Below are 24,847 nucleotides of genomic sequence, written 5' to 3'. Positions count from 1 at the left end.
GTTCTTTATTACTCAAGGTAAGGTGCCTATCGGCAAACCTGTTGGCGGGAGAAAATCATGAGACAATACCTTTACATAATACCCCTCTATTTTGGTCTGAGTAGCTTTTGTATCAGTGTAAACAGCTATGCCCATTCATTAATGCCTACCATCGATATAGGAACTCTCGATGAAGCAAGTTTAGTCGAACACAACATGCCCCAAATGCTGAAAAACACACGTTTTGTTTACCAACCTCATCATCGCCCTTTCACCATGAATAACGATTTTTCCGATGCAAAATCATGGTTAGCGTTAGAAGAGCCTCTGCTGCATTGGAGTGGCGCATTTGGGGTTGATCCAAGAGTCGTTTTAACCACCTTAATGGTCAATAAGAAATGGTCGCCAAAACAAAAGGTTTCTAACAGCGATATCAAAGAATACAGTGAGGATATAAAGCACATCGCCAATCGCTTATCTCAACTCTACTACCATGCTAACCGGCAGTCCAAGCGGGCGTACAATGCCGCGACTTATTCAATCGCTTATTCACTGCCCAACCTCGGTGATTGGCCTCAGTGGCAAGAGGTTTACCAACATTGGTTTAGCAACCAACAAAGTCGTGAAACTGTCTTGAACAAAGCTGCACCTGAGTTTCAATGGCCATGGCGAATAAGTTATAACTGGGTTCCTAATGGCCCACATTCCCACACAGGTTCAGGTTACCCACTGTCTTCTGTCGACGTGTCTTATGACTGGCCAAGCTGGGGCGGTCAGACTTACAGTGTCACTGCAGCTCACGATGGATACGTGACTGTGTTTTCACGTTGTCAGATAAGAGTTTCTCACCCTGACGGCTGGGCTACCAATTACTATCATATGGATGGCATTTCTGTAAAAAACGGCGCATGGGTTGACAAGAATACTCGTTTAGGGACCTACGCCAGCCAACGGAGCACAGCGCTCTGTCAAGGAGGCTCATCAACAGGACCTCATCTCCACTTTTCAGTGTTATACAATGGCCAGTTTCAATCAATACAAGACCTTTCTTTTGGCCCGTATAGTATGCATGTAGGTCGCTACAGTTATGACAGCCATTGCAATTTTGCCTGGATGCAAGACAAACGAAGCAATACTAAAGCGTGTTTTTGGGATCGTGTAAATAACCCGAGCCAATAAACGTCACTGCGGCGAATGTCTGATCAACATTTAGGGAGTCTCATCTACTCGCTATAATTGGACGTCAATAGTACAAGACGGTCGCCGTAGTTTTTATCGCAACCCATCATAGTTATATATTGAAATTATAAATGACCTCTTACCTGCATTGCGGGCCTAATGATATTTATTACTGGATACGTTTGAACCATCAGAAAATCTCCTGATTGGTGAATAAAGGTAACAATAAAACCTGCGTTATTTTTTAGGGTGGGAGAATAAGGATACAAAAGCGGTGTTAATGAAGGGATCTTTTAGGGGTGTTTGTGTAAGGGTCTCTAATCAAAGCCATTAAAAAGGTGTGATGACAAGTCACCACACCTAAAAATTTCATTCATTGACGACGTTATAGAGTAGTAACGTTCAACGCTTGAGGGCCTTTTTTACCCTGCTCAACATCAAAACTCACTTTTTGGCCTTCAGCAAGAGTTTTAAAGCCTTCAGATGCGATAGCATTGAAGTGAACAAAGACATCAGCACCACCGTTATCTTGAGTGATAAAGCCGAAACCCTTTGTTTCGTTGAACCATTTTACTGAACCCGTCGTTTTAGTAGACATAGATACCTCGGTATAAATTTAAATAATATAAAGCTGCAAACAAATACTATCGCTTAAATTATGAATATAATTTATCCCAGATTCAAAACGAGTAGCCTTGAAAATTAACTGAGAAAATACATTACTAATTTCTTCATTAATTATTTGAAAGCGCTGGGTTAACTATACAGGGAGTTTGCAAAATCACCAGACTTATTTTGGTTTTTATCCGTTCTCAACACAAGTCTATTTACCACTTGAGGACAGCGACAGCGCAGACAGCGCAGGCAGCGCCATTATCAATGATTGAACAGTTCAAATATGACACTAATTACAGAGTTCACTGTCAATAAATAATCCTTAAGGAAGCCTTGATCTTTAACCTAGATGATCATCATGAATCTGATTTTGTTATAGAAATTTCTTATTTTTCTCTTTTCCAACAGAACAATCCAGTCTATTGTGTCGGCAATTAATTCCAGCCATAAAAAGGGAGATTAAAATGAACAATCATAAGCGTCAAATCGAGTTTGACTCGGTACAGCGAGGGTTTGTTAGCTTACTGCCTATTTCCTTCTTTGTCGTGATCTTTGGCGCTGCTTTTGGACTTGCTGCTGCTCAAAGCGGGTTGAGTCAAGTGTCTGCCATGCTGATGAGCTTCATGGTATTTGCTGGAGCATCTCAGTTTGGTGTCTTGGAACTATGGGGAAATCAGGTGCCTATTCTCGCTCTTATTGTCACTGTGTTTGCGATCAACGCTCGGCATTTATTGATTGGCGCGACTCTCTACCCGCATATACGTTCACTCCGTCCCGTGTCTCGCTACAGTATTATGCTGGTTGCCTCTGATGCTAACTGGGCGATGTCAATGCGAGCATTTTCCAATAACGAGCCATCAAAAGGGATTGGAATATTATTAGGGGGTGGCCTCGCACTGTGGTTTTTCTGGATTGTCGGAACCTGGATAGGGCTTTATTTTGGCAATGCGATTCAAGACCCCTCATCTTTGGGTATCGATATGGTGATGGGATGCTTTCTCCTAACTATGGTACTCGAAGGTAAAACAAACAATAGGGCCTACGCTATATGGACTCTGGCCGCCATCTCATCCATTGGTGCCTTTTTCTATTTGCCGGAAAATAGCCATGTGATCGTTGGGGCATTGACTGGGGGCATTGCAGGGGTCTTGATTGAAGGAGAAAATAATGAACATTAATACGACAGAAACAGGGGCCTTGATACTCATTGTCATTATGATGGTTGTGACCATCGTTACTCGCTGGGGAGGGATATACATCATGTCTTTTGTCCCAATCAGTCAACGAGTCCAACGCTTTATCGCTGCCATGTCCGGTTCTGTGTTGGTCGCCATTATTGCGCCAATGTTTCTAACCAGCGATCTAGGCGGTAAATTGGCTCTGCTGATCACGGCATTAGGTACGCTCTTTCTCAAACGGCCTCTCCTATCCATTACCGCCGGCTTAGCGGTGGCCGCAATCACTCGAACCTCCTATTAAACACAAAAACCACTGGGGGCTGCTATTCTGCACCCAGTGGTTTTTCGCTTATGTTGTTGCCTGTTTCGCGCCCCTCAGCCATTTTTTTAGAGGTTGTGTTATCCAATAGCGTAGGAAAAATAGGGCTATCTGAATCAATATGTAGTGACGTCTGCAATACAATATGCACAGATAATCAAATTGTTCGGTTGCCCCTTCAAACAGTATTTTGGGATAAATAAATTTTTGTCGGGAGGCGACTTTGGGATTTTTTGCCCCTGCCATAAAATATTTTTTCTTGGTTCGGTAGGCTTGCCAACTCGCTTTAATAAAAACATAACCTCGTTCAAAATCACTCAATTCTGGGTTCACCCAAAGTCCACCACCTTCAACGATTTCTTTGTCGGCATGGGTCAATGGATGAATTAAGTCTTTGGGTAGATCGTGTAAATACGTGAGCGGGCTGTCGCTGTTTATCGTAAACCCTGCGCACATTTTCCCTTTGGCGTTATAAAATGCCCCAACAAACGAGCGTTTTCTAAGCAGTTCGACTGAATTGTTGTTCCCTGAAATCAATTTGTATTGCTTGGCAAACTCCAACAAATCTTCATGGCTGGAAAGACGCTTGCTCGATAAAATCATTGATGGATCTCCGTGGAATATGAGGGGCAGCTGTTTATCTGATAGCGGCCGGGTGACACTAGGTTATTGGGGTCAAAAGCGGTTTTTATAAGGAAACGAAGCTTGAGCGCATCACCTTCAAGCTCCTGCCCGATGTCGAATGGCATCTCATCGACAGAACGACGATAGCAGGGCCACTGATGGCGACGATAGAGATCCCGAAGTTTACTCGTCAGCTCCGTTGCTCGTTCAACTTCTTCTTGATTACCCGAATCATAATAAACACTTACGATAGCCTGACACATATAAGCATTGACGGCTGTCAGGGTGACTCCAAACTCAAACCCTGCTTTGTCGAAAGCTTGTTTTGAAAGGCGCATACACTTGTCGACTTCTTCTCCTAACATAGGCAAAGTAGGAGCAACCCAAAAAAATCCAGCGCCATCAGCGACGGGGTTCATCTTATCGGGTATCGTTCCTCGATACCGCCAGTAGCACCCCTTAAGCGCTAAATCTTTTGGGTTGCCCTCAAGCATATCCATCATTTCAGTAAACTCACTAAGGCTGTTCTGAAAACGTCGATATCCCTGAAGAAAACCCAGTGTTGGCGTCATCCATTTCGTAAGTCTGTCAAGTTGCTTTAGCTTCTTCAAACTGACAATATCGACCTTAGCGAACGGTTGAAGTGCCGCCTTAATCCGCTTGGCTTTGGCTTTAGCGATCCCTTTGCTCCCTGTCACCACAAACGCACCTGACCATGGTGTCAATTTATATCGAGTACACAATTGATCGATGTCGGTTTGGTCGGCCCCCTTTTTGCCGTCCCAGCGTTCAAAATTAAAGCGCTCCATCATGGTTAGCATACGGTAGGTGTTACCTAAATGAGGCAATCCATCAATAGTGCCCTCTAATTTAAGGAGGCGCATCGTCTCAATGTAAGTTGGCAGGTCTGCCGCAGACTTCAGGCGCACCAAACAGCGCAGGCTACTCTCAGGCTTGCGCGTCAGTTCAAACTTCATTTTACTGATCACCGCAAGGTTATTTTGTGTGAAAAGCTCGTGAAGGTTGGCAGATAACCCCGCTCGCCCACAGTACCTGCTACTTCTATCTAAGTGAATCATTTCACCATGGGCCAAAATTAATTCACTGATCATAAAATGCTGGCTGCGGTTCCCTGTCGAACCATGCCCAAATCCACGTTCAAGGACATTTCCCATCACACTGGTATTGGGTCCTGCACCCGTGCAGTCAATCATCCATGGCGTATTCTCCAGATAATCGGCGATCTGCCCCTGAGTGACGCCCGGCTCAATCTCTATCACTCCCAAATCGTTATCAAAACCGATGATTCGATTCATCTGACTGAGATCAAGTAAAATACAACCATCACTAGGAGGCGTTCTATACCCGTACCCCCAGTTATTACCTTTGCCGATCGGATACACAGGCTGCTTACGTTGAAACGCCTGAGTGATAATGGTTTGAAGCTCATGACAACACTCAGGTTGGAGAGTTTGAGTGGCAGTACGACAATGGTTACCAAGCCCGCTAAATAGAACGTTAGGCTGCCTGTTCTCTATATCTTGCGCAGCAATTGACACGGTACACTCCCTTATTTGGTCAATTAAAATTCTTCCTAAGTCACTGGTTTACCAGAACTCAAGGTGGGCGGAATTATCGCAGCAGGATCGATATCAAACAATGTACATATTGGAGTGATGAATGCATTCAGCAAGCGCAACTGAATTACAAAAGACATAGTGACACGAAAAAACGAGCAGGATAAGGTCATTTCAAGAGTGGTGGGTATTGGGCATCAAAGTGACGCAAAATATAGAATTGTGTGCGTGCCGCTGTCATCAAGACAGAACTCGACGAAACTGATGTATTTTTTATCTCTTAAAGAAGCGGCTCAACCGAGCGTTCTAATGATGCTGTTGGTATAACTGATCGAGCGCAACTGACAAACCATCTTCTTTAACAATTCTGATGTGTTCTCTGCCAAGTTCACGCGCATTAGTCACGCCACAGGAATGCGCGATCAGGCCAATCCCATAGTGAATATACTTGTTGTAGTTCGCGACACGCTGTGTTTTATCTTCGACATCAAGACCTTGTTGGAGCCGAGAGCTGTGGGTGGCTATCCCCGTGGGGCAGGTATCTTTGTTACATTGCAGCGCCTGAATACAGCCTAAGGCAAACATGTGGCCTCGCGCAGAGACCACAAAGTCGGCTCCGAGTGCAATCGCCCAAGCCACCTTAGAAGGCGTAATCAACTTTCCAGATGCAATCACCTTAATACGGGGCATTAACCCCTTTTTTTTCAGACGATTAACAACAATGGGTAAGCTTTCTTTCAGCGGAAGGCCCACATAATCCATTAAGGGCTGAGGTGCCGCGCCAGTACCGCCATCCGCGCTGTCAATCGTGATAAAATCCGGCGCACTGTCGTGACCTCGTTGTTCGATTTCATCCAGAAGTTGGTCAAACCAAACCATTGACCCAATCACACTCTTAAAGCCCACAGGCTTTCCTGTGACCTGACGAATACGGTGTATCATATCAAGCAATTCGCCAACGTTTCTAATATCCGTATGCCCATTTGGACTGATCGAGTCTTCCCCTTGAGTAATACCTCGAATTTGGGCAATTTCAGCCGTAACTTTACATCCAGGTAGCATTCCTCCTTTTCCGGGTTTTGCCCCCTGACTGATTTTAATTTCGAACATGCGCACATTGGTATGGGCAGCAACGGCTTTCAATTTTTCATCACATAATTGACCGCTTTCGTCACGGACACCGTACTTTGCTGTGCCTATCTGGAAAACAAGGTCGCAATTGCCCTCTAAGTGATAGTCACTAAGCCCACCTTCACCGGTATTCAGCCAGCAACCCGCTTTTTGCGCACCTTTCGATAATGCGCGTATCGCAGGCTGAGACAAAGCACCAAAGCTCATTCCAGAAATATTAAACAACGACGACGTCGTATAGGGGGTACGTGTTCCTTCCCCTATCTTTATGGGTGAGGGCGCCAATGCATCCTCTTCAAGAGTAGGAAATGCACAGTTCATAAACATAATCGTACCCGTGGCGTCGAGGCTACGCGTCGAGCCAAATGCGATCGTTCTGTCCACGTTCTTGGCGGCTTTATAAACCCAGCTTCGCTCTGCTCGATTAAAGGGCATTTCTTCCCGGTCCATGGCAAAAAAATACTGACGAAAAAACTCGCCCTGTTTCTCAAACAAATAACGAAATCGACCAATGACAGGATAATTATGACGAATGGCATGTTTATGCTGCTTTTTATCTGCAATATACATGTAGACGATACTGATTGCGCCAATGCCAACAACACTGATAAAGAAACCAGACAAGAGATCAAGACCTACGATAAAAAACTCACTCATATTATGCTCCACCTAGCCCGCACGTTATAATTATATAGACCGACCCCATCAATATAGTTGAATAGCATTGATGAAGGTGATATTTCTTACCCTTTGCGGCACAAGGCAAAGCCGAAGTTGAGTCATTGAAGGCCAGCGAGATCGCCTCCTTTACTAACCTGCACTTCTCATCGATTGCCTCATCTCTTCTTCTCTACAACAAATAAAAAGGGCCACATATGAGGCCCCTTAGTTCACTTAACCTTGTACACCGCGGTGTTTAAGGAACTCTGCGTACGTCCCTTTAAAATCCGTCAGACGACCATCTTTGATTTCGATGATACGAGTCGCCAGTGAATCAACAAAGATTCGGTCATGAGAAACGAAGAATAGCGTTCCTTTATACTGCTCTAATGCCGTATTAAGGGATTCTATTGATTCCATATCCATGTGGTTTGTTGGTTCATCCATAAGTAGCATGTTTGGTTTGTGCATCATCAACTTACCAAGCAACATACGGCCCTGTTCTCCGCCAGAAAGGACTTTCACGGACTTCTTGATATCATCTTGAGAAAACAACATCCGGCCAAGAAAACCACGAACGACCTGCTCATCGTCCCCTTCTTGACGCCATTGCCCCATCCAATCAGTCAGGTTTAAATCTTCGGCAAAGTCATTGGCATGATCCTGAGCATAATACCCAATATTGGCATTTTCCGACCATTTAAAAGTACCACCGCGCGGAGCTTTCCCACCAGCCAAGGTATTCAACAAGGTTGTTTTACCCACGCCGTTCTCACCAATAATGGCAACTCGCTCTCCCACTTCAAAGATCGCATTAAAGTCACTGAAAAGGTCATGGTCATAGCCTTGCGAAAGGTTTTCAACAATCAACGCGTTGCGGAATAGTTCTTTGGATTGTTCAAAACGAATAAACGGATTTTGACGACTAGAGGCTTTGACTTCCTCAAGCTGAATCTTATCCATTTGCTTGGCGCGGGATGTCGCCTGTTTCGCCTTAGAGGCATTGGCCGAGAATCTGGCAACGAAGGTTTGCAACTCAGCGATTTGCGCTTTTTTCTTCGCGTTATCAGACAACAGGCGCTCTCTAACCTGCGTAGCCGCCATCATGTATTCATCGTAGTTGCCTGGGTAGACTCGCAGCTCGCCATAATCCAAATCCGCCATGTGAGTACACACTGAATTGAGAAAGTGACGATCGTGTGAAATGATGATCATGGTGCAATTGCGCTGGTTTAACGTTTCTTCCAACCAGCGAATGGTGTCCATATCTAGGTTGTTGGTCGGCTCATCAAGCAACATAATATGTGGGTCAGCAAACAGCACCTGAGCCAAGAGTACTCGTAGCTTCCAGCCTGGAGCGACTTGGCTCATCAGTCCATAATGCTGCTCTTCGGGAATACCGACTGCCAGCAACAGCTCTCCCGCTTTGGCATCCGCCGTATAACCGTCCATTTCTGCAAACTGAACTTCAAGGTCCGCGACGAGCATGCCGTCCTCTTCACTCATCTCAGGCAGGGCATAGATACGATCACGTTCCTTTTTTACTTGCCAAAGTTCTTTATAGCCCATGATCACAGTATCAATGACAGTGAACTCTTCATAAGCGAACTGATCCTGATTCAGCTTAGCAACACGCTCATTGGGATCGTAACTGACATTACCACCAGAGGGATCCAGTTCACCACTGAGGATTTTCATGAACGTCGACTTTCCACAGCCGTTCGCACCGATCAGGCCATAGCGATTGCCTTCACCGAATTTCACAGAAATATTTTCAAACAGCGGCTTAGCACCAAACTGCTGCGTGATATTATTAGTACTTATGATAAGTGTATCCCCCTACCACTTTCTCTCGATTTAACAACGAGATAGAGATAGTCATTTAGAATCAGACAAGAATTTGGCGAGAGTATAACAGTTTGAATGTGTGAACTACATCAATAGTTGATAACAAGGCTGAAATTACTTGCACAAATGGGTGACAAATGCTCGCTTCAAGCAACAGACTCTCACGCGGTTGATGACGTATCACAAAACGTAATCAACGGTGCTTCGAGAGTCAGACTTGAGTGTTACAGGTTAGATCGCCTGCCAATCGCTAAGCTCAACACAGCGGCCTCGGTAAAGCACTTGGCTCGATGGGTCTCGGTTTTTTGTCACCAATAACTCAGAACTGTTCTTCAACGCTCCCCATTCTTTAGGCGACATAAAGCGCACATCCTTGACATTTTCTAAGCTATCAATAAGCGTCAGCTCCCCGCTTAAACTATCCCGCATCCAAACCATGGCACTATCGAACGATACATTTTCCATCCCCAAATTTCGCTGTAGTCGAATGCTCGATTGGCCTGGCTTGTCACCCTGATAGGCCACTAAGGCAAAATGGTTGTTCTTCGTCGGGGATGACATCATCGCTAAATAACTCGCCGGACGCACTTGCATAACACTTACTGATTGAATTGGAGGCACGATCATGGGTTGTATTGTGATACCAATGACCATCGATAAAGCCATTCCTGTAGGCAACCACCACCAACGCAGCGTTCGATGAGCATTTCTGCTATCCCATGTACGCGCTGCTATATTCTTCCAAATGCGTTTTGGAGGCTCGGCCAATGTGTGTTTTTCTCGGCCTCTCTCTTTTGCTGGGCTTAGATCAGACAAATGCTGATGCCATTGGTCTATATGCTGCCACCAGCTGGGATCTTCATGGATCAGGTGTTCCAGCCGCCGCTTCACTCTGACTGTGAGAGTGCCCAGTACGTATTCACTCGCCAATCTATCTCTTAATTCAGGGTCTTGATAACGGCAAACCTTCACTCGATTAGACATCGTTTTAACTCCTGTAATCCACGACGAATCCAAGACTTTACGGTCCCAAGAGGCATCTTCACATAATCAACAATTTCCTGATGGCTCATCCCATGTTGATAAGCAAGCACGATCGCGTTGCGCTTATCCTGTGCGAGCCTCTCCAAACAATGATTCAGACCAGAATCCGTTCCCGTCCCGTCATCAACCAGCGTTTGTTCGTGTAAAGAGGGGTCGAGGATGTCTTCTGCACGCCGATTCCGCTTCCTCACTTCATCAATCGCCATATTTCTCATGATCTGGCACAACCAAGCCCAAGGATATTCTAGTGGGTAGCGGTTGTCGCTGTACCAAAGTTTGACAAAGCCTTCCTGAAGAAGGTCTGCAGCGATGTCGTCATCCTTAACAACAGAGCGGATCAGCGCATAAAGTTTAGAGCTGGTTACCTGATAAAGCGCTTCGAACGCCTTGCGATCCCGAAGCGCTACTCTTGAGAGCAGTAAACCAATATGATGTTTATCTGTACTCACAACTACCTCATTGTGTTATCAGGTGCCAAACATTTTTCACACCATCACCAGATGTATCGCCGGGCTTGCTGTCTTTAAACCAACGGTAGAGCGGTTTATTCTGATAAGTCCATTGGTAAGACTGATCCTTGCGTTGCGTTATCCCAAATCCACCTGTTAGTGTCAAATTCTGAACCCCATCTTTAGCAAGCTCCGGACTCACCAAAGCGGGTGGCCATTTTAATTCACAATCACTGTAACAGACAGATTGGTTGACTTTGTCCTTGTCGAAAGTGTAAAGCGCAAGGTTTTGACTATCGACTAAATAACGTTTTTGACCATCGTTATACAGTTTAATCGTCACATCATCTTTGCGAGCCAGTGGCCAAACGCCTTTGATGCCCGCTCCGTTGATTTCCCCAGGTTTGGTATCCTTAAACCAACGATATAAAGGTTTACCTTCTTTGGCCCATTGCTCTGAACCATCATCACGGCTCACCTTACTAAATTCAGCCTGACCAAAAAACAACGCGTCCGCCTCTCCACCCGCTAAAAGGGGCGGCCATTTGGCGGCACAATCATCGGTACAAACGGATTGGCCGACAGGGTCTTTAGCAAAAGTATACAAGCTCATGCCGTTACTATCGGTGTAAACTTCTCCAAATTGAGTATCGATTGTTGCACCGGCGGCTGCTGCGCCTCCGAAGGGCAACAAAACAAGTGCGGAGAGTATCATTTTCTTCATTGTCATTTTCCTAATCATTGGGTCCAACCCTCACGTGAGAAATACGGCTTACCTTCTTCACTTTTTATAAAATCAATAAATTCCTGAGTCTTGGGATCTGCACCCTGCGCTTTAGCCAGCGTCAAGTCACGATAGATTCGACGTTCGGGTTCGATCTCGACATAATCGACGATGTCACTATGATTCAGCGGCCAGTGAATCCAAGTTATCCATGCATCTGCATTCTTTTCCTTAAAGGCTTTAAAACTTGCCCCGCTTCCTTTGGCATAAGCGACAATTTTGCGTCGAAAATTCTTTATATCTTGCAAAGATCCGTTGCGGCCGGCGACATCTTCCCAAACTCCTGTCCCTGACGTGTTGTAAACTCCTAGGCCTTCAGTCACGATGATGGACACTGACTTATCAAGTAAATCTTGTACGCCGGATATTTTCTTTGGGTTGCCCTTAGGGACAGCAATCACCGCACGACGAAGATAAACGGGTTCAACGTCTTGGTCAGTAATAAATGGGTAGGTTTCAATAAACGCACTCATTGATTGCTCTGATGAACCAAAAATGATGTCAGCGTTACTCTGGGCGCTCGCACTCCACTTTGATTCCGGTCCAGCGATAACATTAACGTCGATCCCCCTTTTTTCGCTGAACGCACGCGCGGCAGAGCGTAAAGCCGTATCGGGCCCGCCTGGACCATACACATTAATGATTCCATCGTTGGGTTGATGCTCAATCTTGGTATCCAATTGTGGTGACGCAACGCTCACATTACTGATTAACGCTGCAGCAAGCCCTAATAGAGGCAAGTGATGGTTCATAGATTCTCCTAAATAAATTGCAGTTTTCAGTAAAGAGACGAATCGAAAGCCTACATTGGATGCACTCATTGGAAAAAAAACACACACATCAACGACGCCCCCCATCTATGGGCTCAAAAAGACAATGTTGAACCACCTAAGTCACTTGAGTGTTAAAGAGGGAAAGAGAAAGACGACACAAAAGAAAGAGGAAAGCCGTGAATGGCGTCTTTGCCTAAACTCCACACGACCTATTGCCTCGCTGGCCATTACGTCAGGGAAATGTTACCCATTCCAATCACAAGGCTCATCACCCCATCGCCTTTGATCGGCGAAAATACATTCGACGGCCCCTACATCGCAATTTGCGATTAAGAGTACGTGACAAGCGCGTCACTAAAAGGCAGAATCTACCCTATTCCAAGGCCAAACCATGACGTGGTCTTCACCGATTTCAAGAGAACAAATATGGCTCGCACTATTCTTTATACTTACAAGGGCGTAGACAAAACACTGACTTTTTCATATCACCAGCATCGCAATATTCACGAGGCCGTTGCAGAAGCAGAAGGCATCGATATTTCAGGGTACCTTCAAATGGAACAGCAAATTGAAACGGTATCCGATACCAAAGCTACACGAAACTATCGCGATAACCATTTTAGGAAGCTCGGTTTTGAGAAGATAACACTTGAGCAGAAACAAAATCTGGGCGTCGGAAAAAAAGAAAAATAACGCTGTATCAATAGGCCCTAACTCAAACCACTTGTGCTTAAGGGCTCTATTGAAAGAGCTTGCAAGGGCAAGCTCTCTTTGCTGAAAATGCGCTCAGGACGGCATAATATTTAAAAATGCAGCGCCGCGAACCCCTCCAGAATCACCATGTTTGGCCCTAATAATCGGCGGACACTTAGCCACGGGAAGAAGATACTTCGGAATACGCTTCGGCATTTCCTGATAAATAAGATCAAAGTTTGATAGCCCACCACCTAACGCCACAACATGAGGGTCTGCAGCCGTCAAGATCGTCGCTAAACAGATCGCAAGCAATTCCATAAAACGATCAACGTGTTCCGTTGCTTTTCGTTCACCGTCATAATAAGCATCAATAATGTCAATCGCTGTTTTTTGCTCTTGATAATAATGCTGGTAAAGCAACTCAAAACCGCGCCCTGATAAGTAACTGTCTAAACAACCCTTTTTACCGCAACCACACCCAAGTAGCGGGGCATTCTCACCAAGATGGAACCAAGCATCAATAGGTAAACGCATATGACCGACTTCTCCAGCGACATGATTGCGCCCAGAGAAAATCCGCCCCTGATAGACGAGCCCGCCACCAAACCCCGTTCCCAAAATCAAACCCATGACCGAGGGGGCACTTGTTAACTCTTCGTCCCATGCTTCAGATAATGCAAAACAATTCGCATCATTTTCAATTTTGACATCACGTCCTATTCTGGTCTCCAGATCAGCACGTAGACATTGACCATTTGCGGACGGAATATTAACGGTCAAAACACTCGCATCATCAGCGTCTTCCATACCCGGTAAGCCGAGGCCTACCTTTCCCTGACACCCAAATTGCTGGTCGTATTTTTCAACCAACCCAGTAAGCGTGTTAAGCAACAATAAATAGTCATCTGTGGGTGTTGGCACTCGTTCTGTTGCTACACGCTCTAGTTTATGATTAAAGGCACCAAACTCTATCTTGGTGCCGCCTACGTCAAAGCCGTAGTACATCTTTGTTCTCCCAACGTTCAATCTCGCAAACCAAGCGTTATTATCCATATTGGTTTGCCTACAATCCGTGACCGACAACGAGTTTAGTCCTTAGGCGCAATCCAAGTGTACAGAGTATCACCAACAGCACTTCCAAAATCGGCTCATAATTTGGCCTATTCGCCTAGATACTTGTTTAAAAACGGCCTGCTGAGGTCAGCTTGACCTCGGCTTTTGGTGAGTAAATACCCTTCTTTAAATGAATCAAACCATGAGCTGAGAGTCTTTGCTGACTCACGTTCACCCAACGCCTGTAAAACCATGACGGCAACTTCCGCAGTTGCAAGGTGCTGTTGGTTATCTGAGCGTCTCATGACGTAACGTGACAAGGTGTCTGGATCCACAGAGAAAACAGGTAAGTGATCTAGGTAAGGCGACTTACGGAACATCCGCCGAGCTTCACGCCAACTGCCGTCAAGAAAGATCAGTAATGGCTTTTTTCCTCGGCATGAGCGCCCCAGATTGTCTTTCACCAATCGCTCCGTTTGACTCACATACTCATCCGGGAAAATGACAACTGGCTGGTAACGATCACTGTTTAATAGCGCGAGCATGGCTTCACTGGGTTCTGTTCTGCTCCATTGAAACGCATAGCCTTCTTTGACCACATCCAAGATCAATCGTCCGGTGTTGCTTGGCTTCATGACTTCATTCTCAGAAACAATTAGCATCACAGCAACATCGGACTCTACATCAGGCTGATAAGCGCATAAACAGTACATCTGTGCCACTTGGCAAGATTGGCAACGATGAACCTTACTGCCTCTGGCACTGTATAATTTAGTTGAACGATCTAATCGCTGCTGATAGAGGTGGTGAAAAGCGTGGATTCTCATGCAAATTGACAGATAATGATAAAGGAGGCAAAGTTTACCTTGTGCAAGTCCAGTTGCAAGTTTTAGAGGAGAAGAATCAATATGTACGATCCGGATTTGATTCGTCTGAGTTTTTTTCTTTGTGCTCTGATACTTTGCGGGCTTTGGGAGTGGCGGTCACCAAGAAAACGATTAACTCAAAGTAAGTCATATCGCTGGTTCAATAATCTGGGATTAGTCGCCTTCAATTCCGTGTGTTTAACTCTCTTAATGCCCATTTTGGCCTTCGAAGCCGCTCTCATTGCGAGCCAAAATCAGTGGGGATTGTTTTATTTACTCGACCTCCCCTTTGTCTTCACCCTCGCCTTTTGCGTGGTTCTGCTGGATTTAGCGGTCTACCTTCAGCATTTAATATTCCATAAATTTCCCATACTTTGGCGCCTCCATCGAATGCACCACGCCGATCAGGATATTGATATCACGACAGGGAGCCGGTTTCATCCTTTGGAAATTCTAATCTCTGTGTGGGTAAAAATTACCGTTGTCGTCATACTCGGAGTACCGCCGATGGCGGTCATTGTGTTTGAAGTCGTGCTCAATGTCAGCGCGATGTTCAATCATAGCAACGCCAAGCTCCCACTCAAACTCGATGCTGCTATACGCACCATTATGGTGACGCCAGACATGCACCGAGTGCATCATTCTGTTATCGCGAGAGAAACGCATTCAAATTTCGGTTTTTGTCTCTCAGTATGGGACCGCAGGTTTGGCACCTACATCGCACAACCAGAACTTGGCCATGATAAGGTAAAAATTGGCTTGCCGCTGTTCCGAAAAGTCAGTGAACAGCGGTTAGACAAGATGCTGACCCAGCCCTTCCGGAATCACTAAGGCTATAACAAATGATGCCGTTGCCCTTCTACACCATGATGGCCTGCAATTTCAGAGCGTACATCATCTGTTACGATGGCCCGTAACAACGACCCGCTAATGCTCTGTTCTATAGAGGAGACTCAGGTTCTAATTTCCTTGAGAATTTCGCCTCACCGATTGGAAACGCTATTTAATCGTACTTAGCCACCGCAGAGTCAAATAAGTTTTTAACTAATGCGATGTACTCGTCAAGGAAAGTAATCTGCTCATTGGTTGCCTCTCTCGCCCACGCTCCAGCCAAGACTTCACTTAAGTCTTCTACCACCGAGTCTGCTTCTTTGAGGAGTTGGAAGCGAACAGTCGAATGCAATTCTGGATTTTGCTCAAAAATGGCCATGATATTACTCGCTACCATATCGGTAACCACATCTTCTACACTTTCTTCCCCTGTATCGCCATCTTCAGCAGAAAAAACATCTAGATTAAAAGCAAGGTGCTCAATGAGTGCAAGGTAGCCATCGGTTTCAACAACCACTGTCGTTCTCCATTTATTATATTTTCAAGCCACAATCTAATACTAAGACAGATCAATGAGTTTTCACAACTCAAGGTGGGTTCCATGCGGACAAAAACTGAAATTAGTTATATCGCAGATCCCAAGTGTAACTTAACTTTGGCACTATAGCCTTGAACCAAGTTCAAACTTTATAGTATCTCAAGCCAATAATCGATTTCAAAACTCGATACAGACATGACAAAGCTCACAAATTAATCAGATCAACACAGGTTCAAGGTAAACGCTTGAATTTTTTGCAGTATGAGTGAACACGTTCTTCTACACTGTCAATACTCGACCCGAATAACGGACACAATTATGTGGCAAGCCATTAGTCAGCAGCTTTCAGAGGCACTGATGTTCACTTTTAATATTGCTGAAAAAGACCGCGTGCATGGTGGAGATATCAGTGATTGCTATATGATCAGTGATGGAGAGCAACGCTATTTTGTTAAAATTAATGATAAAGATTTCTTCCCCAAGTTCGAGATAGAGGCCGAAAATATACGCACACTTCGAGAAAGTTCGACCCTCTTTTTGCCCGAGCACGTGGTCTCTGGGAAAAGTAAGGAACATTCCTTTATTATTTTGAACTACTTGCCAATCAAACCGCTTGATGACGACCGGAATAGTTACTCTTTTGGCCAACAACTGGCCCAACTTCATCAGTGGGGCGAACAAAAAGAGTATGGTTTCGATCAAGATAATTACATCGGCTCAACGCTACAACCTAACCGATGGAATAAAAAGTGGGGGCGCTTCTTTTCTGAACAGCGTATTGGATGGCAACTTCAGCTAATGAAAGAAAAAGGGGTAACCTTGGTCGATATCGGTGACTTTACCAGACTCATTCAGGACCGCCTTGCACACCACCAACCTAGACCCTCATTACTCCATGGCGACCTTTGGTATGGTAACGTTGCCAATTCCGTATTTGGCCCGGTCTGTTATGACCCTGCATGTTATTGGGGCGATCGAGAGTGTGACATCGCAATGACAGAGTTATTTGACGGTTTCCAGCCCGAGTTTTATCAGGGCTATGAAAGCATTCTACCCTTAGAATTTGCTTATAGTGAACGCAAGGATATCTACAATCTTTACCACCTTCTCAATCATTACAATCAATTTGGTGGCCACTATCTTGATCAATGTGAACGTATGATCAACAACATACTTTCTTATTAAGTGTGGGGCTAAATCATGCAGACCTTTATCGAAAAGAAAATCATGTGCCCATACTGTGGCGTATTTAATTCGTTTACGCTTGATGCCTCAAATGGCAGCCAGAGCTTCTACAACGATTGTTCGGCATGCTGCAACGCCATTCACCTTAACATGATCGTCAATGAACAGCATGACGAGATTCAATTGTATATTGACGCTGATGATGAACAATTGTTCTAACTTAAGAGCATACTCAACAACGACAATCCATTGATTTTCTGCCCTTTGGTCTAACCGTCTCAACGATCAGATTCCGTATATCGTGCTGCACTGATGCCAACCTGTTTATTGAATAATAGAAAGCTCACTCTATCAATTACATTTCAACTGGTTCAGAATACTCAACATCACGCTATCACATTGGTACATTAGGAGAAGCAACCATGTTCACGGGTATTATTCAGTCTGTCTCACTTATCTCATCAATAAGTGATCACAAGGGCATTAGAACTTTTAACCTTCAGTTCGAATCTGGTTTCTGCGAGGGCTTAGAAATTGGAGCGAGTGTTGCCGTTGATGGTGTTTGCCTGACAGTGACTGAGATTTTAACTCCAACACAAGTGAAGTTTGATGTCATGCTCAAAAGCCTGGAGATCACCACTCTGAGTGAATACAAACAGAACCAAAGAGTTAACGTGGAACGCGCGGCAAAAGACGGGGCAGAAATCGGTGGGCACCCACTGTCAGGACACGTTGATTTCAAAACATCAGTGTTAGACGTGCAACAAATCGATGATAACTACCGTGTGCGTGTCTCAGCACCGCGCGAGTGGGCAAAATACATCTTTCCGAAGGGATACATTGCTTTAAATGGTGCAAGTTTGACGGTATCGGACGTTGACAAAAACGAAGGTTGGTTTGATGTCTGGCTGATTCCAGAAACACGCAGAATGACGACGTTTGAACATAAACAAACCGGTTCGAATATCAATGTTGAAATAGAGCGTGGTACTCAAGTCATTGTTGACACCGTGCGCGATGCCATTGACGAAAAAATGGGGGCCTTAATGCCATTATTTGAGCAGTTTTTAGCAAAAAATCATGCCGATATTGACTCCATAGGTCAAGCCGCGCAACAAGCACTCTCCGAGCCGAACAATAAGTAATATTTTTGGTACCCGCTGGGTAGCACCCTCGATGCGGTCTTTGCCAAAGTTGCAGAGATTCAACAGCTTGAGAGGATTGAATTGCAGATTTTTATTCAGGGCGTAAGTCTAACACTAAAACGCTTGAAAAAATTCTTTCTTCTCAATGCGTTGCTCCATTGATTGCCTGATTTCTGTAAAGATTCAACGTGCCTTTCGTTTTTCATGGCAGTTAGTGTGATATTTATTTATCATCTAGCACAATCTTGCCAGAGCCGACGATATCCACGCAAATAGTTAGTCAGCCCCTTCCAAAGCAAATATAGACAGTAGAGTAACGACGTGTACCAATACAAAAGCGAATCAAAAAAATTAATCTCACTCGCAACCCCTGTCTTTATTGCTTCCATCGCACAGACAGGTATGGGCGTCGTCGATACTATAATGGCCGGAGATGTCAGTGCGACCGACATGGCTTCTGTTTCCATTGCCGCCAGTATCTGGCTGCCAGCGATCTTATTTGGCATCGGGCTACTGATGGCCTTGGTGCCTATTGTTGCGCAGCTCAATGGATCGGGCCGACAAGTTAAAATTCCTTTTGAAATCCATCAAGGCGCCGCTTTGGCACTGATTATTACAGTGCCTACCATTGTTGTTTTGCTTCAAACAAAAACGATTCTTGGTTTAATGGAAGTGGAGCCACTGATGGCTCAAAAAACCATGGGATACATGAACGCTGTCATGTTCGCTGTGCCCGCTTTCTTACTGTTTCAAGTATTAAGAAGCTTAACCGATGGTTTATCATTGACCAAACCTGCCATGATCATTGGGTTCATTGGTCTACTGTTAAATATTCCCCTTAACTGGATTTTTGTTTTTGGCAAATTTGGAGCGCCCGCCTTAGGCGGAGTCGGATGCGGCGTTGCAACGGCAATCGTATACTGGCTTATGTTCTTAATGCTTCTAGCCTACGTCACGACATCAAAGCGCCTAAGTCACATCAACTTGTTTGAACGATTTCATAAACCTAAAGTGGCGCCACTGATCCGATTATTCGGACTTGGATTTCCTGCCGCTGCTGCGATGTTCTTTGAAGTGACCTTGTTTGCCGTGGTCGCGCTGTTAGTTGCGCCTTTTGGGCCATTGGTTGTTGCAGCCCATCAGGTCGCCATGAATTTTTCGTCCATGATATTTATGCTACCAATGAGTATCAGTGTCGCGACTAGCATCCGGGTTGGGCAGCGTCTTGGAGAAAAAAATACCCAGAAAGCAGAAATTGCCTCAAAGGTCGCCTTATTGTTCGCTGTCATCTTATCGCTCATCACGGCTTTCTCGACCTTTATGTTAAGAGAACACATAGCACTGCTCTACACTCAAAATAGAGCCGTCGTAGAATTAGCCATGCAGTTACTCGTGTTTGCCGCTATTTATCAGGTCACGGATGCCATTCAAGTCGTGGCGGCGGGCGCATTGCGCGGTTATAAAGATATGAAGGCCATTTTTAACCGCACTTTAGTCGCCTACTGGCTATTGGGTTTCCCTACCGGTTATATTCTGGCTATGACTGATTGGCTGGTAGAACCCATGGGGGCAAAAGGCTTCTGGATTGGCTATATCGTTGGCCTCTCCTCCGCCGCGTTGATGCTTGGCTCCAGATTGGTCTGGATATACAAGCAGCCGAAAGAAACACTGTTGCTATTTGCCGAAAAATAATGGTACGACAAATAACGTACTGACCTCTTTTGGCCAATAGAACGTAAACTAATCAAGTGTATCGCCACGCATTTAGCAAGGAGGCATGGTGTCATGGTACGTCGCCCCCTATTTTTTGTTTTGATCCTGATCCTTACTGGTTGCGAATGGCGCCAAAGTGAAATTGAATCCAACTTTGACACCTATCTTTCACGCGTGGCCAATGTTCAAGATACATCTGCGCTCAGCCCACCCGACATGATCGGGATTCTGCTGCCATCGAAGCGCGATCTTTTCATTACTATTCCCACCGTCAGCATTGGCTTGCTGGAGAGCTACGAGCTCAGAAAATGTCATCTTTTTCATTTGGTTGCAGAAAAAAACTCAATTCTGGGGAAAGTACAGGATGCTTTTCGCAATTTTGATTACCAGATAGAGTTAAGCTTGGGTTTGGAAAAGTGTCTCCTTAACCCTGAACTGTCTCAATCGCTTAAAACTGAATTAACAGCCATAGAGGAGCAAAAATTCTTGCACTTACCCTCTCACTTTTCAAATATGGTGTTTACCAGCGATGCCATGCGTCAACAACTCGAAGGCTTTGAATGGATCACAACATCTGAGGGCCCTTCCCGCTCGGCCATATTCTTAGCCATTCAAGAAATTGATGCTGGGTTCAAAGCCAGTCTGGGATCCATTGAGTCACTTGAGCATCGCCAGCTGAACAGATATCAAGAAACACTCCACAAAAACCCAATGCTTGGTAAATTGAGTTACTCAATGCTCAACGCAACCAACTGGCTCAATGTCATCACTCAACAACTTGAGAATCATGATACGGCCATTATTTGTGGCCAAGGGCGAGATACCACCAAGTTTCGCTACCTGCGCAATGTTTTTAATGAATACTATATAGGCCGGATTCAACCCTACCTTGCCCAAGTCGACAGCATGTTTTTGGATCTGGAGCCCTATCTCGCGTTCACAGATTCAACGCACCCTAATTACCAATACCCTATCAAACCACTTCATCAGGCCTTTAGAAGTGAAACCCTCGCCCACGTCCAATACTGGCAACGACTTTTTAAACGTTGTGGCGTTTCACCGAGCTAAGGTATTTCTCGCATAAAACGTGCGAACTTGGGAATCCCATTTTGGGTGTAGCCGTTATAGCGAAATGTCACCATTGTACCCACTTTAGGCGGGCTATCTCTTTGTTGATCAGTAAAACCACTACCAATGTAAAATTGCTTTCCTGATTCTAGTCTTACCAGCAGGGAACCCATTTTTCCACCGTATTTCCCTTTTCCCATTTTGTAACCGACCACCAATCCTTCCGCATCCTGATGCTGCTTCAATTTGAGTAAAGCACCACTTCTGCCTGTCTGATAAAGTCGATCAATTCGCCTCAACATCAAGCCTTCTCCACCCTTGCTAGCAAGACTGTCAAGCGTCTTTAACAAGGCAGGTCGTGATTCAATCGGAGTCTGTTCAACGTATTGGATATGATTGACACCAAGACGTTTCACCAAATTAACAAGGTTACTATAACGTTGAGGGTAGCGATTGATCCCGTCTGGCATGTCAAACAACATGAAATAAATACCCTGCCAAGCGGATTGAGACGGCGTTATATCCAACACCGTCCGTTGGACGAGATGGAAATTGCCACGTCCTGCCCATAGTTCGCCATCAAGCGGTAACTGGGGCAAAGGTCTCGTAAACCAAGGAGGAGCGGCTATTTTTTTTCCAGTACGCGTCCTGAGTTCGTGGCCATCCCAAAACGCTCTAATCCCATCGAGTTTTTCACTTTGCCAATAGTCAGCAATGTTCATCCCCGGCTGATAAATCTTCGCCTGAACCAATGGCACAAATTGTTCAGGATTTTGCTCAGCCTGACCATTCAGTGAGATCATTACACCAATAGCAATAACCGTCAGATGAAAACGCATTTTTTCTTCCTTTCTATCTCTCCTTATCGGTAAGTAAAAGGTTTTAGAGTGCATCGCCAAAAACAACAACCCACTCGCTCCACGATGCGCGCTAGTTCAATAAGAATGGTCTTGATGAAACCTATACATTACAGAGGGCGCATGAAAGGGGTAACAGATATCTGACTCACGTGAAAATGACAAAGACCTTATCAACTTGGCATCGATCAGAAACCAGCCATACTGGTATAAAAAACCAACGATTCGATTAGTTGTGAAGCAAACAGTTAAAAAACCAATAATTTACACTTGCACCGTTACCAAAGTCTCGGTAATATCCATCCCGTTCTTAAGGAATGGGTCCGTAGCTCAGTTGGTTAGAGTACCGCCTTGACATGGCGGGGGTCGGCGATTCGAGTTCGCCCGGACCCACCACTCCTTAAAAACAAAAATTTGGGTCCGTAGCTCAGTTGGTTAGAGTACCGCCTTGACATGGCGGGGGTCGGCGATTCGAGTTCGCCCGGACCCACCAAATTTGTAAAAAAGCCCGAGATGATTCGGGCTTTTTTACGCCTGTTGTTCATTAAACGTAACCACACCACAAACAGCAAAAAGACACTCACGTCTACTTAGTGAAGACCTTAGATTTAGGGCTGACCTATTGGCAAATATATCGCAAAACAAGTCCCAACACCCACCTTACTTTTGACACTAATTTGCCCGCCGTGCTTCTCGATAAGATTGTGACTTACAGACAAGCCCAACCCTGTCCCTTCGCCAACGTCTTTAGTGGTAAAAAAGGGGTCAAAGATTCTTTCTTTTACTTCATCAGTCATCCCTTTACCGTTATCTTTAACTTTGATTAAGATACCCGCGATCCCTTTATGTGTCTGCGGCTGAGTTGAGACAGTCAGTATTCCGCTGTCTTCGCAAGCGTGGGAGGCGTTAATAAATAGATTGATCAATATCTGTTGGATGTTTTGCCCTTCCGCATAGATTTCATCAAGCTGAGGATGAAGTGACGAAATAATGTCCATTTTGTATTTGATTTCATTAGCAACTACCTTCAACGCGTCCTCAATGCAACCATTCACATTACACAGCGCTTTTGCTCCCCCGCCTGCGTGGGTCACCTGTTTCAAACTTGAAACAATATTCCTGACTCTCTCAAGACCTCCTAAAGTTTCTGTCACTAACTCCTGTGTATCCTCTTTCAAGTCATCAATATGGAATTGATTACGTTTCTCTCGATACAGGGCACTGACACTTTCCGGAAGTTCTGCCTCTCTCATGACAAATTCATCGAGAGCAAAAATATCGTTCAGGTAACGGTTAAGCGTTTGGATATTACTCATCGAAAACCCGACTGGATTATTTATCTCATGAGCGACCCCCGCGGCCAGCTGACCAATTGAGGCCATTTTAGCCGACTGAATCAGTTGTTTTTGACTCACTTTGAGATCTTCCAAGGTTTTTTCTAACACGACGACATTGTCGTAAAGATCTCTCGTCTTGTCCGCGAGTAGTTTTTCTGCCTCAAGTCGAGCGGCGCGTTCACGAGCGTAAGCGCGCTTGAAATTTCCGCCTTCGCTCATTAACTCTCCTTGAATTCAACCACGATCTTACAATGTTGATCTCCACGATGAAGGCAGTCAGGGTGCGATAAGGTAATCGGCTGGGAAAAATATTCTGACGCGCCAACAATCAAACCTTCCGCTAACTCACACAGCTCTCTGTCGGAGTTATAGAAAATTTCTAGGCTGCCATCGCCCAATTCCTGATAAGAGAAACTTGGCAAGTAAGCTTGTGGATACACACGTTTCACTTCTTTGTGAATCACACCATCAATGGCTAAAAGAAAGGTTTTTAAGTCGGAAATTTGAGAAACATCTGTGGGACAACTGTCATACAATTGCTTAAATAGATATTGGCCAAACGCTCTGACTAAATCTTCGGCAGGAATGTTCGATTTCTCTGATAAAGCGACCACCATATTCAGTAATTCACTATCGGCATAATTCCCACCTGCGGTGTAAATCCCCCCCGATTCTGGTTCCGTTTTATCAATCAATTCATCGAGTGTGTCCATTCCCATCTTCTCAATTATCATATCAGAAAAGGCAGTAAAAACAGCTCCTTGCATCTTGCACTCCTCAATTTAATCAGTGGCTATCCCACAACTGTACGCCCGATATCATGCCGAGCTAGCGTGTTACGTTTAATTATAGGCTCTTAAACGGCAGTAATGCCAAAAGTTGTCCATCAAGCTTCAATCAACTCAGGGAAGAAAACACAGGACGATCGCAAAAAAAGTAGGTAAAGCCAATCGTCGGTGAAGCAAAACCCATATCTCATGGCTCATCGTGCAGTTTCCATAGCGCTAACTCTAGTCGCAACAGCGTATCAAACCGAGCAAAAGCGCTACTTAACCGACGAATAGCTAAAATAAAAATGGCCGCAAAGCGGCCATTTCATCTTATTGTACGAATACAAGTTCACCAACTTTACATTGTTATTGTTCCAATCCATTTACCGAACGACGCACGCTTACTGTTCACCTTGAGGAGGCAAAATGTTCGTTAAAAACATCACCTGCTCAAACAACCAAAGCTTTAAAAAACACTCAATCCCTTCCCCAACCCATTCCCTTGGATTTTCCGGCTGGTTTGAAACACAAACTTCAGGTAAATGATGAATGCCGCTTTTTCACCCCATTTCAGCCGCCGACATCTCTCGATCCAACAGGCCAAAGCATGGCTTCACTTCTTGTTTGA

25 protein-coding genes and 2 tRNA genes are annotated in these 24,847 nt (G+C 44.9%); 12 read left to right on the top strand and 15 right to left on the bottom strand.

Going from position 1 to position 24,847, the window contains the following annotated elements; translation table 11 throughout:
* The first annotated feature begins 57 nt into the window (after positions 1-57).
* Positions 58-1,158, top strand: a complete 1,101-nt coding sequence (locus tag HLM86_RS16845; RefSeq protein WP_170883373.1) for a M23 family metallopeptidase — start codon at positions 58-60, stop codon at positions 1,156-1,158.
* A gap of 385 nt (positions 1,159-1,543) precedes the next feature.
* Here HLM86_RS16845 and cspE read toward each other — a convergent pair whose 3' ends face one another.
* Positions 1,544-1,756 carry a transcription antiterminator/RNA stability regulator CspE gene (gene cspE, locus HLM86_RS16840; RefSeq protein ID WP_076587824.1) on the bottom strand — a complete coding sequence of 71 codons (213 nt, stop codon included), beginning with the start codon at positions 1,754-1,756 and terminating at the stop codon, positions 1,544-1,546.
* Positions 1,757-2,237: 481 nt separating this feature from the next.
* Here cspE and HLM86_RS16835 point away from each other — a divergent pair, with 481 nt between their 5' ends.
* Entirely contained in the window at positions 2,238-2,951 is a 714-nt protein-coding gene (locus HLM86_RS16835) for an AzlC family ABC transporter permease (protein ID WP_076587822.1), read from the top strand.
* Positions 2,941-3,252: an AzlD family protein gene (locus HLM86_RS16830; protein ID WP_076587820.1), complete on the top strand. Its 312-nt coding sequence runs from the start codon at positions 2,941-2,943 to the stop codon at positions 3,250-3,252. The genes HLM86_RS16835 and HLM86_RS16830 overlap by 11 nt, the downstream gene beginning before the upstream one ends.
* A 48-nt stretch (positions 3,253-3,300) precedes the next feature.
* Here HLM86_RS16830 and HLM86_RS16825 read toward each other — a convergent pair whose 3' ends face one another.
* The 8 genes from HLM86_RS16825 to HLM86_RS16790 form a co-directional block, all read right to left on the bottom strand.
* Complete coding sequence (locus tag HLM86_RS16825; RefSeq protein ID WP_170883375.1) at positions 3,301-3,873, bottom strand: hypothetical protein; 573 nt, start codon at positions 3,871-3,873, stop codon at positions 3,301-3,303.
* Positions 3,870-5,453: an FAD-binding oxidoreductase gene (locus tag HLM86_RS16820; protein WP_170883377.1), complete on the bottom strand. Its 1,584-nt coding sequence runs from the start codon at positions 5,451-5,453 to the stop codon at positions 3,870-3,872. Before HLM86_RS16820 ends, HLM86_RS16825 begins: the two co-directional genes overlap by 4 nt.
* Before the next feature lie 324 nt (positions 5,454-5,777).
* On the bottom strand, positions 5,778-7,259 hold the full coding sequence (locus HLM86_RS16815) for an FMN-binding glutamate synthase family protein (protein ID WP_076587814.1): 1,482 nt from the start codon (positions 7,257-7,259) through the stop codon (positions 5,778-5,780).
* A 237-nt stretch (positions 7,260-7,496) separates the two neighbouring features.
* On the bottom strand, positions 7,497-9,089 hold the full coding sequence (locus HLM86_RS16810; RefSeq protein WP_170883405.1) for an ABC-F family ATPase: 1,593 nt from the start codon (positions 9,087-9,089) through the stop codon (positions 7,497-7,499).
* A 252-nt stretch (positions 9,090-9,341) separates the two neighbouring features.
* Positions 9,342-10,094 carry a hypothetical protein gene (locus HLM86_RS16805; protein ID WP_076587809.1) on the bottom strand — a complete coding sequence of 251 codons (753 nt, stop codon included), beginning with the start codon at positions 10,092-10,094 and terminating at the stop codon, positions 9,342-9,344.
* Entirely contained in the window at positions 10,079-10,603 is a 525-nt protein-coding gene (locus HLM86_RS16800; RefSeq protein ID WP_076587806.1) for an RNA polymerase sigma factor, read from the bottom strand. Before HLM86_RS16800 ends, HLM86_RS16805 begins: the two co-directional genes overlap by 16 nt.
* A gap of 7 nt (positions 10,604-10,610) precedes the next feature.
* Positions 10,611-11,327: a hypothetical protein gene (locus HLM86_RS16795; RefSeq protein ID WP_076587804.1), complete on the bottom strand. Its 717-nt coding sequence runs from the start codon at positions 11,325-11,327 to the stop codon at positions 10,611-10,613.
* Positions 11,328-11,341: 14 nt separating this feature from the next.
* A complete protein-coding gene (locus HLM86_RS16790) occupies positions 11,342-12,139 on the bottom strand; it encodes a substrate-binding domain-containing protein (RefSeq protein ID WP_076587802.1) in 798 nt (265 codons plus the stop codon).
* Positions 12,140-12,586: 447 nt separating this feature from the next.
* Between HLM86_RS16790 and HLM86_RS16785 the strand changes: the two genes are divergently transcribed.
* Entirely contained in the window at positions 12,587-12,853 is a 267-nt protein-coding gene (locus HLM86_RS16785; protein ID WP_170883379.1) for a DUF2960 family protein, read from the top strand.
* A gap of 93 nt (positions 12,854-12,946) precedes the next feature.
* On the opposite strand, the gene nagK is transcribed toward HLM86_RS16785, so the two are convergent.
* Both nagK and HLM86_RS16775 read right to left on the bottom strand, forming a co-directional pair.
* Positions 12,947-13,861: an N-acetylglucosamine kinase gene (gene nagK, locus HLM86_RS16780; RefSeq protein WP_076588118.1), complete on the bottom strand. Its 915-nt coding sequence runs from the start codon at positions 13,859-13,861 to the stop codon at positions 12,947-12,949.
* Between the two features lie 155 nt (positions 13,862-14,016).
* Positions 14,017-14,736, bottom strand: coding sequence for a tRNA-uridine aminocarboxypropyltransferase (locus HLM86_RS16775; protein ID WP_076587797.1), 720 nt, complete (start codon positions 14,734-14,736; stop codon positions 14,017-14,019).
* Positions 14,737-14,817: 81 nt separating this feature from the next.
* Here HLM86_RS16775 and HLM86_RS16770 point away from each other — a divergent pair, with 81 nt between their 5' ends.
* Positions 14,818-15,606 (top strand): sterol desaturase family protein, encoded by a 789-nt coding sequence (locus HLM86_RS16770; RefSeq protein WP_170883381.1) that lies wholly within the window; start codon positions 14,818-14,820, stop codon positions 15,604-15,606.
* 172 nt (positions 15,607-15,778) lie between these two features.
* Here HLM86_RS16770 and HLM86_RS16765 read toward each other — a convergent pair whose 3' ends face one another.
* The gene (locus HLM86_RS16765) at positions 15,779-16,123 is read right to left on the bottom strand and encodes a DUF3802 family protein (protein ID WP_076587792.1); all 345 of its coding nucleotides are present in this window, start codon (positions 16,121-16,123) and stop codon (positions 15,779-15,781) included.
* 339 nt (positions 16,124-16,462) lie between these two features.
* Between HLM86_RS16765 and HLM86_RS16760 the strand changes: the two genes are divergently transcribed.
* The 5 genes from HLM86_RS16760 (at position 16,463) to HLM86_RS16740 (ending at position 21,255) form a co-directional block, all read left to right on the top strand.
* On the top strand, positions 16,463-17,329 hold the full coding sequence (locus HLM86_RS16760) for a fructosamine kinase family protein (RefSeq protein WP_076587790.1): 867 nt from the start codon (positions 16,463-16,465) through the stop codon (positions 17,327-17,329).
* Between the two features lie 15 nt (positions 17,330-17,344).
* A complete protein-coding gene (locus tag HLM86_RS16755; RefSeq protein ID WP_076587788.1) occupies positions 17,345-17,548 on the top strand; it encodes a CPXCG motif-containing cysteine-rich protein in 204 nt (67 codons plus the stop codon).
* Between the two features lie 203 nt (positions 17,549-17,751).
* On the top strand, positions 17,752-18,474 hold the full coding sequence (locus HLM86_RS16750) for a riboflavin synthase subunit alpha (protein ID WP_076587785.1): 723 nt from the start codon (positions 17,752-17,754) through the stop codon (positions 18,472-18,474).
* A gap of 321 nt (positions 18,475-18,795) precedes the next feature.
* Positions 18,796-20,166: an MATE family efflux transporter gene (locus HLM86_RS16745; RefSeq protein ID WP_076587783.1), complete on the top strand. Its 1,371-nt coding sequence runs from the start codon at positions 18,796-18,798 to the stop codon at positions 20,164-20,166.
* Between the two features lie 93 nt (positions 20,167-20,259).
* Positions 20,260-21,255, top strand: coding sequence for a DUF3080 domain-containing protein (locus HLM86_RS16740; protein WP_076587780.1), 996 nt, complete (start codon positions 20,260-20,262; stop codon positions 21,253-21,255).
* On the opposite strand, the gene HLM86_RS16735 is transcribed toward HLM86_RS16740, so the two are convergent.
* Positions 21,252-22,094: a DNA ligase gene (locus tag HLM86_RS16735; protein WP_076587778.1), complete on the bottom strand. Its 843-nt coding sequence runs from the start codon at positions 22,092-22,094 to the stop codon at positions 21,252-21,254. The two genes, HLM86_RS16740 and HLM86_RS16735, sit on opposite strands and share 4 nt — an antisense overlap.
* 337 nt (positions 22,095-22,431) lie before the next feature.
* Here HLM86_RS16735 and HLM86_RS16730 point away from each other — a divergent pair.
* Both HLM86_RS16730 and HLM86_RS16725 read left to right on the top strand, forming a co-directional pair.
* Positions 22,432-22,508 (top strand) — tRNA-Val (locus HLM86_RS16730).
* A 20-nt stretch (positions 22,509-22,528) separates the two neighbouring features.
* Positions 22,529-22,605 (top strand) — tRNA-Val (locus HLM86_RS16725).
* Between the two features lie 115 nt (positions 22,606-22,720).
* Here the strand turns inward: HLM86_RS16725 and HLM86_RS16720 are convergent.
* Both HLM86_RS16720 and HLM86_RS16715 read right to left on the bottom strand, forming a co-directional pair.
* Complete coding sequence (locus HLM86_RS16720) at positions 22,721-23,668, bottom strand: sensor histidine kinase (RefSeq protein WP_076587776.1); 948 nt, start codon at positions 23,666-23,668, stop codon at positions 22,721-22,723.
* Positions 23,668-24,216 carry a heme NO-binding domain-containing protein gene (locus tag HLM86_RS16715; protein ID WP_076587774.1) on the bottom strand — a complete coding sequence of 183 codons (549 nt, stop codon included), beginning with the start codon at positions 24,214-24,216 and terminating at the stop codon, positions 23,668-23,670. Before HLM86_RS16715 ends, HLM86_RS16720 begins: the two co-directional genes overlap by 1 nt.
* Between the last annotated feature and the right edge of the window lie 631 nt (positions 24,217-24,847).

The organism is Vibrio ostreicida, from assembly GCF_013074385.2.
Lineage (GTDB): Bacteria > Pseudomonadota > Gammaproteobacteria > Enterobacterales > Vibrionaceae > Vibrio > Vibrio ostreicida.
This window is presented reverse-complemented; position numbering and strand designations above follow the sequence as displayed.

What these genes read in the sequence shown, in the direction of transcription:
- HLM86_RS16845 (WP_170883373.1), top strand. Translation starts at nt 58, where the DNA reads ATGAGACAATACCTTTACATAATACCCCTCTATTTTGGTCTGAGTAGC.
- HLM86_RS16815 (WP_076587814.1), bottom strand. Translation starts at nt 7,259, where the DNA reads ATGAGTGAGTTTTTTATCGTAGGTCTTGATCTCTTGTCTGGTTTCTTT.
- HLM86_RS16835 (WP_076587822.1), top strand. Translation starts at nt 2,238, where the DNA reads ATGAACAATCATAAGCGTCAAATCGAGTTTGACTCGGTACAGCGAGGG.
- HLM86_RS16755 (WP_076587788.1), top strand. Translation starts at nt 17,345, where the DNA reads ATGCAGACCTTTATCGAAAAGAAAATCATGTGCCCATACTGTGGCGTA.
- HLM86_RS16735 (WP_076587778.1), bottom strand. Translation starts at nt 22,094, where the DNA reads ATGCGTTTTCATCTGACGGTTATTGCTATTGGTGTAATGATCTCACTG.
- HLM86_RS16715 (WP_076587774.1), bottom strand. Translation starts at nt 24,216, where the DNA reads ATGCAAGGAGCTGTTTTTACTGCCTTTTCTGATATGATAATTGAGAAG.
- HLM86_RS16825 (WP_170883375.1), bottom strand. Translation starts at nt 3,873, where the DNA reads ATGATTTTATCGAGCAAGCGTCTTTCCAGCCATGAAGATTTGTTGGAG.
- HLM86_RS16750 (WP_076587785.1), top strand. Translation starts at nt 17,752, where the DNA reads ATGTTCACGGGTATTATTCAGTCTGTCTCACTTATCTCATCAATAAGT.
- HLM86_RS16790 (WP_076587802.1), bottom strand. Translation starts at nt 12,139, where the DNA reads ATGAACCATCACTTGCCTCTATTAGGGCTTGCTGCAGCGTTAATCAGT.
- HLM86_RS16720 (WP_076587776.1), bottom strand. Translation starts at nt 23,668, where the DNA reads ATGAGCGAAGGCGGAAATTTCAAGCGCGCTTACGCTCGTGAACGCGCC.
- nagK (WP_076588118.1), bottom strand. Translation starts at nt 13,861, where the DNA reads ATGTACTACGGCTTTGACGTAGGCGGCACCAAGATAGAGTTTGGTGCC.
- HLM86_RS16740 (WP_076587780.1), top strand. Translation starts at nt 20,260, where the DNA reads ATGGTACGTCGCCCCCTATTTTTTGTTTTGATCCTGATCCTTACTGGT.
- HLM86_RS16770 (WP_170883381.1), top strand. Translation starts at nt 14,818, where the DNA reads ATGTACGATCCGGATTTGATTCGTCTGAGTTTTTTTCTTTGTGCTCTG.
- HLM86_RS16760 (WP_076587790.1), top strand. Translation starts at nt 16,463, where the DNA reads ATGTGGCAAGCCATTAGTCAGCAGCTTTCAGAGGCACTGATGTTCACT.
- HLM86_RS16775 (WP_076587797.1), bottom strand. Translation starts at nt 14,736, where the DNA reads ATGAGAATCCACGCTTTTCACCACCTCTATCAGCAGCGATTAGATCGT.
- HLM86_RS16830 (WP_076587820.1), top strand. Translation starts at nt 2,941, where the DNA reads ATGAACATTAATACGACAGAAACAGGGGCCTTGATACTCATTGTCATT.
- cspE (WP_076587824.1), bottom strand. Translation starts at nt 1,756, where the DNA reads ATGTCTACTAAAACGACGGGTTCAGTAAAATGGTTCAACGAAACAAAG.
- HLM86_RS16795 (WP_076587804.1), bottom strand. Translation starts at nt 11,327, where the DNA reads ATGAAGAAAATGATACTCTCCGCACTTGTTTTGTTGCCCTTCGGAGGC.
- HLM86_RS16805 (WP_076587809.1), bottom strand. Translation starts at nt 10,094, where the DNA reads ATGTCTAATCGAGTGAAGGTTTGCCGTTATCAAGACCCTGAATTAAGA.
- HLM86_RS16785 (WP_170883379.1), top strand. Translation starts at nt 12,587, where the DNA reads ATGGCTCGCACTATTCTTTATACTTACAAGGGCGTAGACAAAACACTG.